Raw genomic sequence first — 13446 nt, 5'->3', positions numbered from 1 at the left:
CGCGGGGTGCGGTGCGATTGGAGGGAGAAGCGTTGCGTAACTATGATTCTCGACAGTCGGGGCACAAACCCCAGAACGTCACTTCCGCCTCGTCGACGGTGTATCCGTGATCGTCCGAGGGCTCGAGGCACGGGGCCGCTCCGACGGCGCAGTCGATATCGGTCACCGCACCGCAGTTGCGGCACACCAGGTGGTGGTGGTTGTCGCCGATCCTGGTCTCGTACCGGGCGGGCGAGCCGGCGGGTTCGATGCGGCGCAGGAGCCCGGCTCCGACGCACGCCTTGAGCACGTCGTAGACCGCCTGCGTGGAGACGGAACCGAGTTCGCTCCGCACCGCGGCCGCGATCTCGTCGGCATCGGAATGCGGGTGTGCGGCAACCGCACCGAGCACGGCAACGCGCGGAGCGGTCACCCGCAGACCCGCGGCGCGCAGTTGCGCCCGGGTATCGACAGGCTCGTCCGTTCGGTGCATGACCCCAGTATGCCCCCAATCTGGAATTAGTCAAGAAAAGGACCGGATCGGTGCGCGCACGATCCTCCGATTCCACACAACTGACCCCTCGGTGCGGTCTACCCTGCTTCTCAGCCCACCGGAAGAGGTCCGCCATGCGCACCATCCCGATTTCTCGCGCCTCCGGGATCGCGATCGCGGCCGGCACCGCGCTCACGCTGCTGCTCGGCTGCTCCAGCGGCTCCGACTCGGAGCCCTACTCCTACGGGCCCACCGTCGACGTCGGCGACGGCACCGCGCGGACCTATGTCGAGACGGGCGACGACGGCACCCCCCGGGCGATCGGGCTGCGCTTCTCGGCGACGGCACTCGACGGGCTCGCCGACGTCCTCGAGGTGCACACGCTCGAGTTCCCGGCCGAGGCGGATGAGACCGCCTTCGACCACCTGACCCTGGACTGGAACCCGCACGGGCACGAACCGGTGGGATTGTTCGACCAGCCCCACTTCGACATCCACTTCTACATGATCCCGGCCGAGAAGGTCGACGAGATCGACCCGGCTGCACCGGGATACGCCGAGGCGGCGGCCAACATGCCCGAGCCTCGGTACATGCCTGCCGACTACGTTCCCGCCGGCCCGCCCGAGATGGCGCTCGTCCCGCAGATGGGGATGCACTGGGTCGACGGGACCCTGCCGATCGCACCCGGACAGTACGACTTCACCCAGATCCTCATCGAGGGATCCTGGGACGGCGAATGGACGTTCGTCGAACCGATGATGACCCGCGAATGGCTGCTCACCCGGCCCACCGTCGACGAACCGGTGAAGCAGCCGGAGGCCTATCAGCAGAGTGCGTACTACCCCACCACCTACTCGGTGAGCTTCGACGACCAGGAGCAGGAGTACGTCGTCGAACTCGGTGGCCTCACCATGCGAGAGGAGTCGTGAAAGTGGTGCGTCTTCGCACGTTCGCGGTGCTCGGAGTCGTCGGTGCGACGGCGACGACGACAGTGCTCGTCCTCGGCTCGGCGGCCGGCGCCCAGGGTTCCACGGCCCTCGACGGCCCGCCGCACCCGGTCGGCAACGGATCGGCCCACACGTACGTCACCGTCGGCCCCGACGGCGCTCCCACCGCGATCGGCGTCCGCCTCGACGCCGCCGCGCTCGACGGCCTCACGAGCGGTCTGCTGCCCACCACCGAGGCCTACGTCCTCGACGTGCCTGCCGGGGCGCCCGACACCGTCGTCGACCACGTCACGCTGGACTGGAACTCGCACGGCCACAATCCCGAGCACGGGTTCGACCAGCCGCACTTCGACGTGCACTTCTACCTCGTGGACACCGCGACGGTGGAATCGATCCACCCGTTCGTCCCCGGCTATCTCGAGCGGGCCGCGAAGCTGCCGGACCCGAAGTACCTGCCGGAAGGCTACGCACCGTCGGACCCCCAGCCGATTCTCGGCACCGTCGCCAAGATGGGACTGCACTGGCTCGACACCACCGAGCCGCACGGGCACTTCACGGAAACGGTCCTGCAGGGTTCGTGGGACGGCCGGCACATCTTCATCGAGCCGATGATGACCAGGGACTGGCTGGCCTCCCGGCCCGACCTGCACGAGGACCTGCGCCAGCCGAGCGCGTACCAGCAGTCCGGCTACTACCCCACCACCTACTCCGTGACGTGGGACGACACGGCCGGACAGTACGTCGTCGAGCTCGGCGGGCTCACGATGCGTGAGGCGTCGTGAGCCCGGCGCCGCCCGTCAGCGCACCGTCCGGGCCGGACCGATGCTCATCCGGCCCGAGGTGACGACGATGCCGTGGTGTGTCCCCGGCAGCAGCCACTGCCCGAGCGTCGGGCCCTGCGCCTCGACACGGACCCGTGCGTACCGGAACCGTCCTCTCAGCCGCGCCGTAGCCCGGGCCTGACTGCCGTCCGGTTCGGGCTGGGCGAAGGCCAGCCCACCGACGATCGGCAGTTCGGGACCGCGCGGGGACGCGTCGGTGTCCACCTTCCACGTGTCGCCCGTGGCCGAGAACCGGCCGGTGACGTCGCCGTCGAACGAGGCGAGCACCTTGGGCAGGTGCCAGTGCTCGCGGCCGCCGTGCACGGATGCCTCGGAGTCCACGGCGATGAACGGCACGGCCATCGCCGGGACCAGGCCGGGGCGCAGGACGGGGCTGGCGAGCACCTCACGGTAGGGGCCGACGGGCGAGTCGAGATAGTCCACCACCATCGCGAGGGTGAACGGCAGGGTCCGGCCACCGGGGCCGAACTGCGCCGCCCCGGGCGCGCTGCGATGCCACCACAGGGCCGCGCGCGCCTGCGCCGACCAGGGTGGCGGGGCGGACGTCGGCCAGTCGGTGCGTTCGTCGGTGCTCTCAGGCACGCTCCACAACACGGGCGGCCTCCTCTCGTCGGACGGGATAAATCGGCAGGCGCAGCGCCCCGGGCGCGGAGTCCGGAACGCTGGGTCGCACCGGTCGCACGGCGGTGACCGGCACGTAACCGGAGCCGGGCGCCGGACGGGGATCGGCCTCGCCCTTGTTGGGCCACAACGCCATCGCCCGCTCGGCCTGCGCCGTGATGGTGAGCGACGGGTTCACACCCAGATTGGCACTGACGACCGATCCGTCCACGACGTGCAGACCGTCGTGACCGTAGACGCGCAGGTAGGGGTCCACGACACCGGACTCGGGCGAATCCCCGATCACGCATCCGCCGAGGAAGTGCGCGGTCATGGGGATGTCGACCAGGTCCGCGATCGATCCGCCCGCGTCGCCGTCGATCTTGTCGGCGACCCGCCGGATGGCCTCGTGCCCCACCGGGATCCATTCCGGCGGTGGCGCGCCGGGTCCGCGGCGGCTTGTGAGCCGGCGCCCGAGGATACCGCGCTTGCTCGCCAGTTCGAGGGAGTTGTCGTCGGTCTGCATGACCAGTGCGATCACGGTCCGCTCGGACCAGCGCCGCACCGACAGGGTGCGCAGGAACGCCGCGGGATTGCGGGCCGCCACGGCGAAGAATTTCGCCAACCGCGGTGTCCGGCCGCCGCCGTCGACCAGCAGGGCCTGCAGGAGTCCGATAGCGTTGCTGCCCTTGCCGTACCGCACCGGTTCGATGTGGGTGTGGTGGTCCGGGTGGAAGGAGGCGGTGATCGCGATACCCCGGGAGTAGTCCACGGTGCGGTCCTGTGCCGTCGCGGCGAGCACCGCTTCGGAATTGGTGCGCACCACTGTGCCCAGTCGCGGCGACAACCGCGGCAGGGCACCGGTCTCCCGCATCGCGAGCAGCAGCCGCGACGTGCCGTAGGTGCCCGCGGCGAGCACCACCTGGTCGGCGGTGTATACGTCGTGGCGCTTGCGGATCCGGTTCGTGCTGCGGGTGCGGACCTCGTATCCGCCCCCGGCGCGCGGACGGACAGCAGTGACGGTGGTGAGCGGATGGATCGTCGCACCGGCCTGCTCCGCGAGGTACAGGTAGTTCTTCACCAAGGTGTTCTTCGCGCCCACCCGGCAACCGGTCATGCAGCCGCCGCACTCGGTGCAGCCGGTCCGGGCCGGGCCGGCGCCACCGAAGAACGGGTCCGGGACCGTCTGCCCCGGTTCACCGAAGAACACCCCGACCGGCGTGGTGGTGAACGTCTCCCCCACCCCCATCTCCTCGGCCACCGAGCGCATCACTTCGTCCGCGGGGGTCGTCAGCGGATTCGGGCGCACGCCGAGCATCCGCGCGGCCTGCTCGTAGTACGGTCCGAGCTCGGCCTGCCAGTCGGTGATGTGCCCCCACTGCGGGTCCTGGAAGAAACGGACGGGCGGGCGGTAGAGGGTGTTGGCATAGTTGAGCGACCCGCCGCCGACGCCTGCGCCCGCCATGACCAGGACGTCGGGCAGCAGATGGATGCGCTGCACGCCGTAGCAGCCCAGCGCCGGCGCCCACAGGTACTTGCGCAGCCGCCAGCTGGTCTTCGGCAGTTCGTCGTCGGCGAAGCGCCGGCCCGCCTCGAGGACGCCGACGCGGTAACCCTTCTCGGTTGCGCGCAGTGCGGCGACACTGCCGCCGAAGCCGGAGCCGACGACCAGCACGTCGTAATGGGTCATGCCGCAATCCTTTCGGCCACGGGGCGGGCCAGGTAGTTCTCGGGATCGAATTGCCGGGTCCGGGCGCGGTACCGCCAGGTGAACGTCGGCCACATCACCGAGTTCCGGCCCTTGCGGTCGAGGTACCAGCTGTCGCAGCCACCCGCGTTCCACACCGTGCCCGCGAGGGCGGGGTCGAGTTCGGCGTTGTAGGTGCGCTGCGCACCCGCAGTCACCTCGACGGTGCCCAGTTCCCGGGAACGCATGGTGCGCAGGGCATCCGCGATGTATGTGGCTTGCGACTCGAGCATGTACACGATCGAGCTGTGCCCGAGGTTGGTGTTCGGCCCGTACATCAGGAAGAGGTTGGGGAAGCCGTGGACGGCGATGCCCAGGTAGGCACTGGGGCTGCCGTTCCAGGTCTCGGCGAGGGTACGGCCGTCGCTCCCCCGGATATGCTGGGCCACCGGCGGTTCGGTGACGGTGAAGCCGGTCCCGAAGATGACGGCGTCGACCTCGTACTCGTTGCCGGCCTCGTCGACGACACCGTTCTCGGTGAGTGCCGTCAGCCCGGAGGCCACGACGGTGACGTCGGGCCGGGTGATCGCCGGGAACCAGTCGTTGGACAGCAGGATCCGTTTGCACATGATCCGGAACTTCGGGGTGAGCTTCGTCCGCAGCTCCGGATCGGAGACCTGCTTGTCGAGCACCGACAGCGCCCGGCGTTCGAACAGCGGCACGAGCCACCGGCGCGCGAACGGACGTGTCATCCCGACGACGTACGTCTCCTTCTGCCCGTAGACAGCCCCGCGAACGACCTTCTGGGCGAGCGGGAAACGCCGGTAGAGAGCCCGCACCGGACGGGTGATGGTGTGGTCGTGCTTGGGCATGACCCACGAGGCGGTGCGCTGGAACAGCGTCAGGTGCCCGACGGTGCCGACGATGGCGGGGACGAACTGGATCGCGGAGGCACCGGTGCCGATCACGGCGACGCGCTTGCCGGTCAGGTCGTAGTCGTGGTCCCACTGCGCCGAGTGGAACATCCTGCCGCGGAACGATTCCAACCCCGGCACCTTCGGCAGGGTGGGGGTGGACAGTGCCCCGGTGGCCGAGACGAGCACGTCGGCGGTGAGGTCACCACGCGACGTCGCCACCATCCAGCGGGCGCTTTCGTCGTCCCACTGCGCGTCGCGCAGTGCGCACCCGAACATCGTCCGGTCGGTGACGCCCTGCTCCTTCGCGACCCGGCGCAGGTAGGCGTAGATCTCGTCCTGGGTGCCGTGGACCTTCGACCAGTCCGGTTCGGGCGCGAAGGAGAACGAGTACAGCGCGCTCGGCACGTCGCAGGCCGCACCCGGGTAGGTGTTCACCCGCCAGGTGCCGCCGACGTCGTCGCCTCGCTCGATCACGAGGACGTCGGCCCGTGGATTCTCGCGCAGGAGGGTGGCGGCCATGCCGATGCCCCCGAAGCCGGCCCCGACGACGAGCGTGTGTACGTGCGGCGGGAGGGTCTCGATGCTCACTTCATCACCAGTTCCTTCCAGACCGGGAGCAGCCGCTCCCGGATCTCACGATCGGATTCGGGGGTGCGCATCAGGGCGGCGACGGCAAGTCCGCGAGCGAGTTCGATGCTCAGGTCGATCTCGTCGGGTCCCATCCGGTCGCCCATGATCTCCAGGCAGCCGACCCGGAGCGCATCGGAGACCTTGCGCTCGAGGGGGATCACCGCCTCGTGCAGGGCGGGATCGGTCCGTGCGGCCACCCACAACTCGAGCGCGGCGTGGAACAGCGGCCCACAGAACGCGTCGGTGAGGACGTCGAGGCCGCGCTCGGGGTCCGGACTGGCCTCGAGAATCTCCGTCAGGCGCTTGTCGACGAGGTGTTCGACCGCGGCGACGACGAGTGATTCCTTGGTCGGGAAGTGATGCAGTTGCGCACCCCGGGACACCCCGGCCCGCTTGGCGATCACCTGAGTGGTGGTGCGTGCGTAGCCGAGTTCGACGAGCGAGTCGACGGCCGCGTCGAGGAGTTTCGCCCGGGTCACGGCGGTGCGCTCGGCCTGTGTGCGCCCGGTGCCCGTGGATGTGGTTCGAGTCACAAGAACGGACGGTAACAGGCAATCAACAAACAGTCCAGACTGCTTGCAAATATGCGACGGGCCGACGTCGTGCCAGATGGGAGACCTGACCCCCGAAAAGCAATCGAAACTCAACCGTTGACTATTTCAATCATTATTGGTCTACTGTGATCTGCGCGACAAACGTCGCAGAAGGAGGGCCACCGTCTCCATGAGTGCCGTGTCGCTCGAACGCACCATCTACGAATCCGACCACGACGCGTTCCGCGAAACCGCGCGACGCTTCGCCGAGCGCGAGGTCGCACCCCACCTCGAGCAGTGGGCCGCAGCGGGCCGCGTCGATCGCGAGCTCTACCGGCAGGCCGGCAAGCTCGGCCTGCTCGGTGTCGCCGTGCCGGAACGGTTCGGCGGCGGAGGCATCGACGACTTCCGGTTCGGGGCCGTGCTCATCGAGGAGCTCGCCCGCGTCGGCGCCCAGGCCGTCACCATGGGGCTGTCGGGATTCAACGACCTGGTCGCGCCGTACTTCACGGCCCTCGGTACCGACGAACAGAACCACCGCTGGCTCGCCCCCATGGTCGCCGGCGAGGCGGTCGGCGCGATCGCAATGACCGAGCCCGGCGCCGGCAGCGACCTCGCCGCCGTCACCACCACCGCGATCCCCGACGGCGACCACTTCGTCCTCGACGGCAGCAAGATCTTCATTTCCAACGGCATCCTCGCCGACACGATCATCGTCGTCGCGAAGACCGATCCCGCCGCCGGGAAGAACGGGGTGAGCCTGCTCGTCGTCGAGGACGGCATGCCCGGCTTCACGAAGAACGGCCCGCTCGACAAGGTGGGCCTGTCCGCCCAGGACACCGCCGAGCTGGTGTTCGACAACGTCCGGGTACCCCGCGCCAACCTGCTCGGTGAGGAGAACAAGGGCTTCGGATACCTACGCCACAACCTGCCGCAGGAACGGCTGAGCATCGCGGTGACCTCCATGGCCCTGATGACCCGCACGTTCGAGACGGCGTTGCGCCACGCCACCGACCGCAGGGCGTTCGGGCAGCGCATCGCCGACTTCCAGGCCAACCGCTTCTACCTCGCCGAACTGGCCACCGAGATCGAGATCGCGCAGGTGTTCGTGGACCGCTGCATCCTCGACGCCGCACACGGCCGCCTCGACGAGGTGACCGCGGCGATGGCCAAGTGGTGGGTCACCGAGCTGCACCTGAAGGTCGTGCACCGGGCCGTGCAACTGCACGGCGGCTACGGCTTCATGAAGGAGTACGACGTCGCCCGCGACTATCTGGACTCCCGGGCCGGGACGCTCTACGGCGGCACCACGGAAATCATGAAGGAGATCGTCGGTCGCAGGCTCACCCGGCCGTAGCCGCTCCGGTCCAGAAAATCCCGAACCCCTAGGCATCGAGGAGATCCCGTGCTCAACCAAGGCACCGGTACGTGGCCGCACCGACGCGCCCGGCAGGCCCCCGACGCGGTCGCGCTCGCCTTCCGCGGCACCGGCATCACCTACCGCGAACTCGACGAGCGGGTCACCCGGCTCGCCCACGCCCTGCGTGCCCTGGGCGTCGGCCCCGGGGACCGCGTCGCGCTGCTGTCGGCGAACCACCCCGCCTATCTCGAGGTGCTGTTCGCCGCCGGTCTGCTCGGGGCGGTGTTCGTGCCACTCAACGCCCGGCTGACCACCCCCGAGGTGGAGTACTGCCTGGCCGACTCCGGCAGCACCGTCCTGGTCCATTCCGCTGCCCTCACGGACGTCGCCGAGGCCGCCGCGACCGCGGCCGGAACCACCCGGCGCGTGGTCCTCGACGGCGAGCCCGACGACCGGGCTGTCGGCTACGAGACGATCGTCGCGGCCGCCACCACCGACCGCCTCGACGTCCCGGTCACACACGACGACCCGTGCTTCATCATGTACACCTCCGGCACGACGGGCCGGCCCAAGGGTGTCGTCCTCAGCCACGGGAACGTGGTGTTCGCGGTGATGAACCCGATCGTCGACCTCGACTTCGTCTCGGACGAGGTGGCTCTCGTCGCCGCTCCCCTGTTCCACACCGCCGCATTGAACTTCGTCGCCCTGCCCACCCTGCTCAAGGGTGGCACCGTGCTCGTCGAGGAAGGTTTCGAGCCGGGCCGAATCCTGCACCTGATCGAAACCGAAAGAGTCACCTACTCGTTCGGGGTGCCCACGATGCTCGACGCGATGAGCGCCCACCCGAACTGGGACCGCACCGACCTGAGTTCGATTCGTCGCTGGATCGTCGCGGCCGCACCGGTTCCCCCGCGGACCCTCCAGACCTACACCGCCCGGGGCGTCCGCCTCTGTCAGGGGTACGGGCTGACCGAGACCGGGCCGGGCGCACTGATACTCACCCCCAAGGACGCCGAACGCAAGATCGGCACCGCGGGCGCCCCCCACTTCTTCACCGACGTGCGCGTCGTCGATCCCGACGGCTCCGCGGTCACCGCCGGCGACCGTGGCGAGATCCAGATCTCCGGGCCGAATGTGATGCAGCGCTACTGGAATCGGCCCGACGCCACCGCGGACGCCTTCACCGGCGACGGCTGGTTCCGCTCCGGCGACGTGGGTGTTCCCGACGAGGACGGCTTCGTCACGATCGTCGACCGGCTCAAGGACATGATCATCTCGGGTGGCGAGAACATCTACCCCGCGGAGGTGGAGGCCGCCATCCTCGACCTGCCCGGTGTGCTCGGCTGCGCCGTCTTCGGTGTGCCCGACGAGAAATGGGGTGAGGTAGGCCGGGCGGCGGTCACCCTCGCCGACGGCGTCACCCTCACCGAGGACGAGCTGTTCGCCTTCCTCGGCGAGCGTCTCGCCAAGTACAAGATCCCCAAGTCCCTCCTCGTTCTCGACGAGATCCCCCGCAACGCCACCGGCAAGGTCCGCAAGGACACGTTGCGCGAGCAGTACGCCCACTGACCCGACTGTTACTGCAGGAGCTCACATGACCGTCACCGCATCCGCGGACATCACTGCGGCCCAGAGGAAGAAGGAAGTTCGACGCGTCGTGCTGTCGAGCTACCTGGGCAGCACGATCGAGTTCTACGACTTTCTGCTCTATGCGACCGCGGCGGCGATCGTCTTCGCCCCCGTGTTCTTCTCGGATCTGTCCCCGCTCGCCGGAACCATCGCGTCGATGGGGACGTTCGCTGCGGGTTATCTGGCCCGCCCCTTCGGTGGCATCGTCTTCGGGCACTTCGGCGACCGGTACGGCCGCAAGTCGATGCTGCTGATCTCGATGACGGTCATGGGCGTGGCATCGTTCCTCATCGGCCTCGTCCCGCCCGCGTCGGCGATCGGATCGTGGGCCGCGATCATTCTCGTGCTGCTGCGCGTGTGCCAGGGCATCGCCGTCGGCGGCGAGTGGGGTGGGGCGGCGCTCATGTCCCTCGAGCACGTCGGGGGACGGGGACGCGGTTTCGCGGCGGCGTTCACCAATGCCGGGGCACCCACCGGTTCGCTGCTCGGCACCCTCGCCCTGGCGCTGGTGGCGCTGCTGCCCGAGGACGACTTCCTGTCGTGGGGCTGGCGCATCCCGTTCCTGCTGTCCGCGGTGATGCTGGCCGTCGGCCTGTTCGTCCGGGCCCGGGTGTCCGAGAGCCCGCTGTTCCGGGAGGCGATGGCGCGGCAGGCCGAGGTCGATGCCGCCGCCGCGGACCGGCCCACCCCGCCGATTCTGAGCATCCTGCGCCGGCCGCGGAATCTGCTGCTCGTCGCCCTGGGCTGCATGGCCAGCTTCGGGATCCAGACCATGTTCACCACGTTCGCCATCGGTTACGCATCCCATTCCGGGGTGACCCGATCGCAGGCGCTGATGGCGTTCGCCGTCTGCCAGTTCGTCGCGATCTTCACCCTGCTCGGATTCGCCCGCCTCTCCGACCGCGTCGGCCGGCGCCCGGTGATGCTCTTCGGCCTCGGCGCGTTCGTCGTGCTGATCGTGCCGATCCTGGTGCTGCTGTCGTCCGGCAACGTCGCGCTGGTGACGCTCGGGTTCGTGCTCGGTTTCGGCGTCTGCCAGTCCGCGACCTACGGTCCGATGGCGGCGTACATCGCCGAGCAGTTCGGCACCGCAGCCCGGTACACCGGCGCCTCGCTCGGCTACCAGGGCGCGACGTTGCTCGGCGCGGGCTTCACCCCGGTGATCCTCGCGTCGCTGCAGGCGGCCGCCGGCGGCGGCACCGGACTCGTCGCGGCGTTCATGATCGGCCTGGCAGTGCTGAGCGCGGTGTTCATCCTCCTGGCGAAGGAGAGCAAGGACCGCGATCTGAGCACCTACGAGCACTGATCCACGAAACTCCGAGGGCGCGCAGGGCATCCCTGCGCGCCCTCGGAGTTTCCGCCCCCGGTCGGCGTCGCGTCGGCCGGTGCTCCGGATACGCCCGCGCCGAAGTCTCCACCGCCTCGGAGAACTGCTCGAACGCCGTCTCGAGTGGCCGGATATTCGCGTGCGTACCGCCGATTCGGTGACCACAATGGGACGGCATCGACGGACGAAGGAGACGCAATGGTGCAGCCACGTTCCCGGGAGTTCACGCAGGTCGACGTGTTCGCCGCCGAACCGTACCGGGGAAACCCGGTCGCGGTGGTTCTCGACGGCGCCGGCATCCCGGACGAGGCGATGGCGCAGTTCGCGGCGTGGACGAACCTGTCCGAGACCACGTTCGTCCTTCCCCCGACGACCGCCGGGGCCGACTACCGGCTACGCATCTTCACCCCGGCCGCGGAGATCCCGTTCGCCGGTCACCCCACCCTCGGCTCGGCGCACGCGTGGCTCGAGGCCGGCGGGGTGCCGAACAGCCCGGGTCTGCTCGTTCAGGAGTGCGGAGCCGGACTCGTCGCGCTGCGCCGCGGCGACGAGTCCCTGGCGTTCCGGGCTCCCGAACCGGTCCGTCGCGGCGACCTCGACGACGAACACCTGTCCCGGATCGCCCGGGGGCTCGGGATCGACCGTGCGCGAATCGTGGCGCACAACTGGGTCGACAACGGACCCGGCTGGGCCGCGGTCCTGCTCGGGTCCGCGCAGGAGGTGCTCGACCTCGAACCCGACGACCAGCACATGCGCGACCTCGTCCTCGGCGTCGTCGGTCCCTACCCGCCGGGATCACCGCACCAGTTCGAGGTGCGCGCCTTCGCGGCACCCGTAGGCATCCGGGAGGATCCGGTGACGGGAAGCCTCAACGCGGGCCTGGCCCAGTGGCTGATCGGTGCCGGCCTCGCGCCGGCCGACTACCGGGCGCGTCAGGGCACTCGCGTCGGCCGCCACGGCATCCTGACCGTGCATTCGTCGGGCGGCGAGGTGTGGATCGGAGGATCCAGCACGACCTGTATCCGAGGCACCGTGCACCTGTGAGCACCGATCGCGGGCGGGTCCGCGCGACTACGCCGACAGCACCCGGGCCAGATCGTCGGGGACCGGCATCGGGGTGGTCAGCCCGGCGGCGACCCGTCCGGTGTTGCCGTCGGGGTACCGGCCGGTCATCGAACCGGGGGCAGCCACGAGGATCCGCACGACCTGCCCGAGAGCCTCGCGGCGGTCACGGCAGCGCAGGGCCAGGGCGAGCATCGCGGCGTGGTTGCAGGTGTGCAGCCACGGGTCCGGCTGCGAGAGGATGTGTGCGCGTTCGAGATGGCGCCACCGCTGTTGCGCGTCGCGGGCGGTTCTCGACGCCGTCATCTCCTGTCGGTAGCGGGCTCGGACAGTGGCACCGGTACGAGGCATCATCGATCCTTCGGGTCGGGAGTGGTTCGGCAACAATCGCATTCGGATCCGCAGCAGCATTCCGGCGCGTCATCGGTCACCACTGCGGTTACGGGACAGCAGGTTCGGCCCCTCCAGGCTTCGAGTCCTTCCCGCACCGCGAAGACCGCAATGACGAGTGCCGCGACCGGATCGGCCCACGACAGACCGAATGCGCTGTTGAGTACCAGCCCGATCAGCAGCACGGCCGAGAGGTACGTGCACAGCAGCGTCTGCTTCGAATCGGCTACGGCGGAGGCGGATCCGAGTTCACGCCCGGTACGCCGCTGAGCCCAGGACAACACGGGCATGATCACCAGGCTCGCCGCGGCCAGCGCGATCCCGACCGGCGAGTGCCGGGGTTCACCGATCCCGAGCAGCGATCGGATCGAGTCGACGCCGACATACAGGGCGAGCCCGAAGAACGAGAACGCGATGATCCGCAGCGAGGCCTTCTCGCGGGCCTCCGGGTCTCGGCCGGCGAACTGCCAGGCCACCGCGGCGGCGGAGGACACCTCGATCAGCGAATCGAGCCCGAACCCGATCAGCGCCGTCGACGACGCCCGCGCGCCCTCGGTCAACGCGACGCTCGCTTCGACGATGTTGTACGCGATCGTCGCGGTCACCAGCAGCCGGATCCGTTTCGTGAGCACGGACCTGCGTTTCGTGGGCACCGCCCGGGACGGCGTCGACGACGCGGCGGACCGTCGCGCGGACATCAGCAGCAGTCCTCGGCTGCGGCGGTGGGGCAGCACGAGGGGTCCACGGCCAGGACCAGGCCGAGCAGGTCGTCGAGCGCGTGCCCGATCCGGCGATCGGCGAGTTCGTAACGACTGCGCCGGCCTTCGGGCACCGCGACGACCAGACCGCACCCACGCAGGCACGCCAGGTGATTCGAGAGGATCTGCCGGCTGACGCCGATCGCTTCGGCGAGTTCCGAGGGATACCCCGGACCACGCCGCAGGGTCAGCAGAATCCGCGTCCGGGTCGGATCCGAGAGGGCATGACCGAACCGGGACAGCGCCTCGTGATGCTCCACCGCCTCCACGAGCTCGAATGTACATCGAATTC

General features: G+C 69.3%; 14 protein-coding genes. 6 read left to right on the top strand and 8 right to left on the bottom strand.

Translation table 11 applies throughout. From position 1 onward, the window contains the following. Positions 1–40 precede the first annotated feature (40 nt). Positions 41–472, bottom strand: coding sequence for a Fur family transcriptional regulator (locus tag ACM26Y_RS02540; protein ID WP_289377562.1), 432 nt, complete (start codon positions 470–472; stop codon positions 41–43). Positions 473–606: 134 nt separating this feature from the next. On the opposite strand from ACM26Y_RS02540, the gene ACM26Y_RS02535 reads away from it, so the two are divergent. Together ACM26Y_RS02535 and ACM26Y_RS02530 are read left to right on the top strand one after the other, a co-directional pair. Next, entirely contained in the window at positions 607–1401 is a 795-nt protein-coding gene (locus tag ACM26Y_RS02535) for a DUF5602 domain-containing protein (RefSeq protein WP_124258499.1), read from the top strand. A gap of 2 nt (positions 1402–1403) precedes the next feature. Then, on the top strand, positions 1404–2201 hold the full coding sequence (locus ACM26Y_RS02530) for a DUF5602 domain-containing protein (RefSeq protein WP_003935293.1): 798 nt from the start codon (positions 1404–1406) through the stop codon (positions 2199–2201). Positions 2202–2216: 15 nt separating this feature from the next. On the opposite strand, the gene ACM26Y_RS02525 is transcribed toward ACM26Y_RS02530, so the two are convergent. From ACM26Y_RS02525 to ACM26Y_RS02510, 4 genes are read right to left on the bottom strand one after another with little or no spacing between them, the layout of a single operon-like run. Next, positions 2217–2843: an acetoacetate decarboxylase family protein gene (locus ACM26Y_RS02525; protein ID WP_003935294.1), complete on the bottom strand. Its 627-nt coding sequence runs from the start codon at positions 2841–2843 to the stop codon at positions 2217–2219. After that, complete coding sequence (locus tag ACM26Y_RS02520; RefSeq protein WP_416062568.1) at positions 2836–4551, bottom strand: FAD-dependent oxidoreductase; 1716 nt, start codon at positions 4549–4551, stop codon at positions 2836–2838. Before ACM26Y_RS02520 ends, ACM26Y_RS02525 begins: the two co-directional genes overlap by 8 nt. Beyond that, complete coding sequence (locus ACM26Y_RS02515) at positions 4548–6053, bottom strand: flavin-containing monooxygenase (RefSeq protein WP_416062567.1); 1506 nt, start codon at positions 6051–6053, stop codon at positions 4548–4550. Before ACM26Y_RS02515 ends, ACM26Y_RS02520 begins: the two co-directional genes overlap by 4 nt. Beyond that, positions 6050–6628: a TetR/AcrR family transcriptional regulator gene (locus ACM26Y_RS02510; RefSeq protein WP_059175027.1), complete on the bottom strand. Its 579-nt coding sequence runs from the start codon at positions 6626–6628 to the stop codon at positions 6050–6052. Before ACM26Y_RS02510 ends, ACM26Y_RS02515 begins: the two co-directional genes overlap by 4 nt. 190 nt (positions 6629–6818) lie before the next feature. Between ACM26Y_RS02510 and ACM26Y_RS02505 the strand changes: the two genes are divergently transcribed. From ACM26Y_RS02505 to ACM26Y_RS02490, 4 genes are all read left to right on the top strand, one after another. Continuing rightward, on the top strand, positions 6819–7985 hold the full coding sequence (locus ACM26Y_RS02505; protein ID WP_416062566.1) for an acyl-CoA dehydrogenase family protein: 1167 nt from the start codon (positions 6819–6821) through the stop codon (positions 7983–7985). 48 nt (positions 7986–8033) lie between these two features. Then, a complete protein-coding gene (locus tag ACM26Y_RS02500) occupies positions 8034–9557 on the top strand; it encodes an acyl-CoA synthetase (RefSeq protein WP_416062565.1) in 1524 nt (507 codons plus the stop codon). A 25-nt stretch (positions 9558–9582) separates the two neighbouring features. Beyond that, entirely contained in the window at positions 9583–10923 is a 1341-nt protein-coding gene (locus ACM26Y_RS02495; protein WP_003935300.1) for an MFS transporter, read from the top strand. A 219-nt stretch (positions 10924–11142) separates the two neighbouring features. After that, positions 11143–11988 carry a PhzF family phenazine biosynthesis protein gene (locus tag ACM26Y_RS02490; RefSeq protein ID WP_416062564.1) on the top strand — a complete coding sequence of 282 codons (846 nt, stop codon included), beginning with the start codon at positions 11143–11145 and terminating at the stop codon, positions 11986–11988. A gap of 27 nt (positions 11989–12015) precedes the next feature. Here the strand turns inward: ACM26Y_RS02490 and ACM26Y_RS02485 are convergent, their stop codons facing one another. Genes ACM26Y_RS02485 through ACM26Y_RS02475 form a run of 3 tightly spaced genes read right to left on the bottom strand, consistent with a single transcriptional unit; the run spans position 12016 to position 13423 of the window. Continuing rightward, positions 12016–12357 (bottom strand): DUF3703 domain-containing protein, encoded by a 342-nt coding sequence (locus tag ACM26Y_RS02485; RefSeq protein ID WP_416063602.1) that lies wholly within the window; start codon positions 12355–12357, stop codon positions 12016–12018. Next, positions 12357–13094, bottom strand: a complete 738-nt coding sequence (locus ACM26Y_RS02480; RefSeq protein WP_416062563.1) for a cation diffusion facilitator family transporter — start codon at positions 13092–13094, stop codon at positions 12357–12359. The genes ACM26Y_RS02485 and ACM26Y_RS02480 overlap by 1 nt, the downstream gene beginning before the upstream one ends. Next, the gene (locus ACM26Y_RS02475; RefSeq protein WP_416062562.1) at positions 13094–13423 is read right to left on the bottom strand and encodes an ArsR/SmtB family transcription factor; all 330 of its coding nucleotides are present in this window, start codon (positions 13421–13423) and stop codon (positions 13094–13096) included. The genes ACM26Y_RS02480 and ACM26Y_RS02475 overlap by 1 nt, the downstream gene beginning before the upstream one ends. Between the last annotated feature and the right edge of the window lie 23 nt (positions 13424–13446).

This window comes from Rhodococcus indonesiensis, assembly GCF_047782815.1.
Taxonomy (GTDB): Bacteria; Actinomycetota; Actinomycetes; order Mycobacteriales; family Mycobacteriaceae; genus Rhodococcus; species Rhodococcus indonesiensis.
Note: the sequence above shows the minus strand (reverse complement) of the source record. Positions and strands in the feature narration are given on the sequence as shown.

Excerpts from the sequence above, each read along its gene's own strand:
- ACM26Y_RS02535 (WP_124258499.1), top strand. The coding sequence starts at position 607 with ATGCGCACCATCCCGATTTCTCGCGCCTCCGGGATCGCGATCGCGGCC.
- ACM26Y_RS02505 (WP_416062566.1), top strand. The coding sequence starts at position 6,819 with ATGAGTGCCGTGTCGCTCGAACGCACCATCTACGAATCCGACCACGAC.
- ACM26Y_RS02480 (WP_416062563.1), bottom strand. The coding sequence starts at position 13,094 with ATGTCCGCGCGACGGTCCGCCGCGTCGTCGACGCCGTCCCGGGCGGTG.
- ACM26Y_RS02495 (WP_003935300.1), top strand. The coding sequence starts at position 9,583 with ATGACCGTCACCGCATCCGCGGACATCACTGCGGCCCAGAGGAAGAAG.
- ACM26Y_RS02490 (WP_416062564.1), top strand. The coding sequence starts at position 11,143 with ATGGTGCAGCCACGTTCCCGGGAGTTCACGCAGGTCGACGTGTTCGCC.
- ACM26Y_RS02540 (WP_289377562.1), bottom strand. The coding sequence starts at position 472 with ATGCACCGAACGGACGAGCCTGTCGATACCCGGGCGCAACTGCGCGCC.
- ACM26Y_RS02520 (WP_416062568.1), bottom strand. The coding sequence starts at position 4,551 with ATGACCCATTACGACGTGCTGGTCGTCGGCTCCGGCTTCGGCGGCAGT.
- ACM26Y_RS02485 (WP_416063602.1), bottom strand. The coding sequence starts at position 12,357 with ATGCCTCGTACCGGTGCCACTGTCCGAGCCCGCTACCGACAGGAGATG.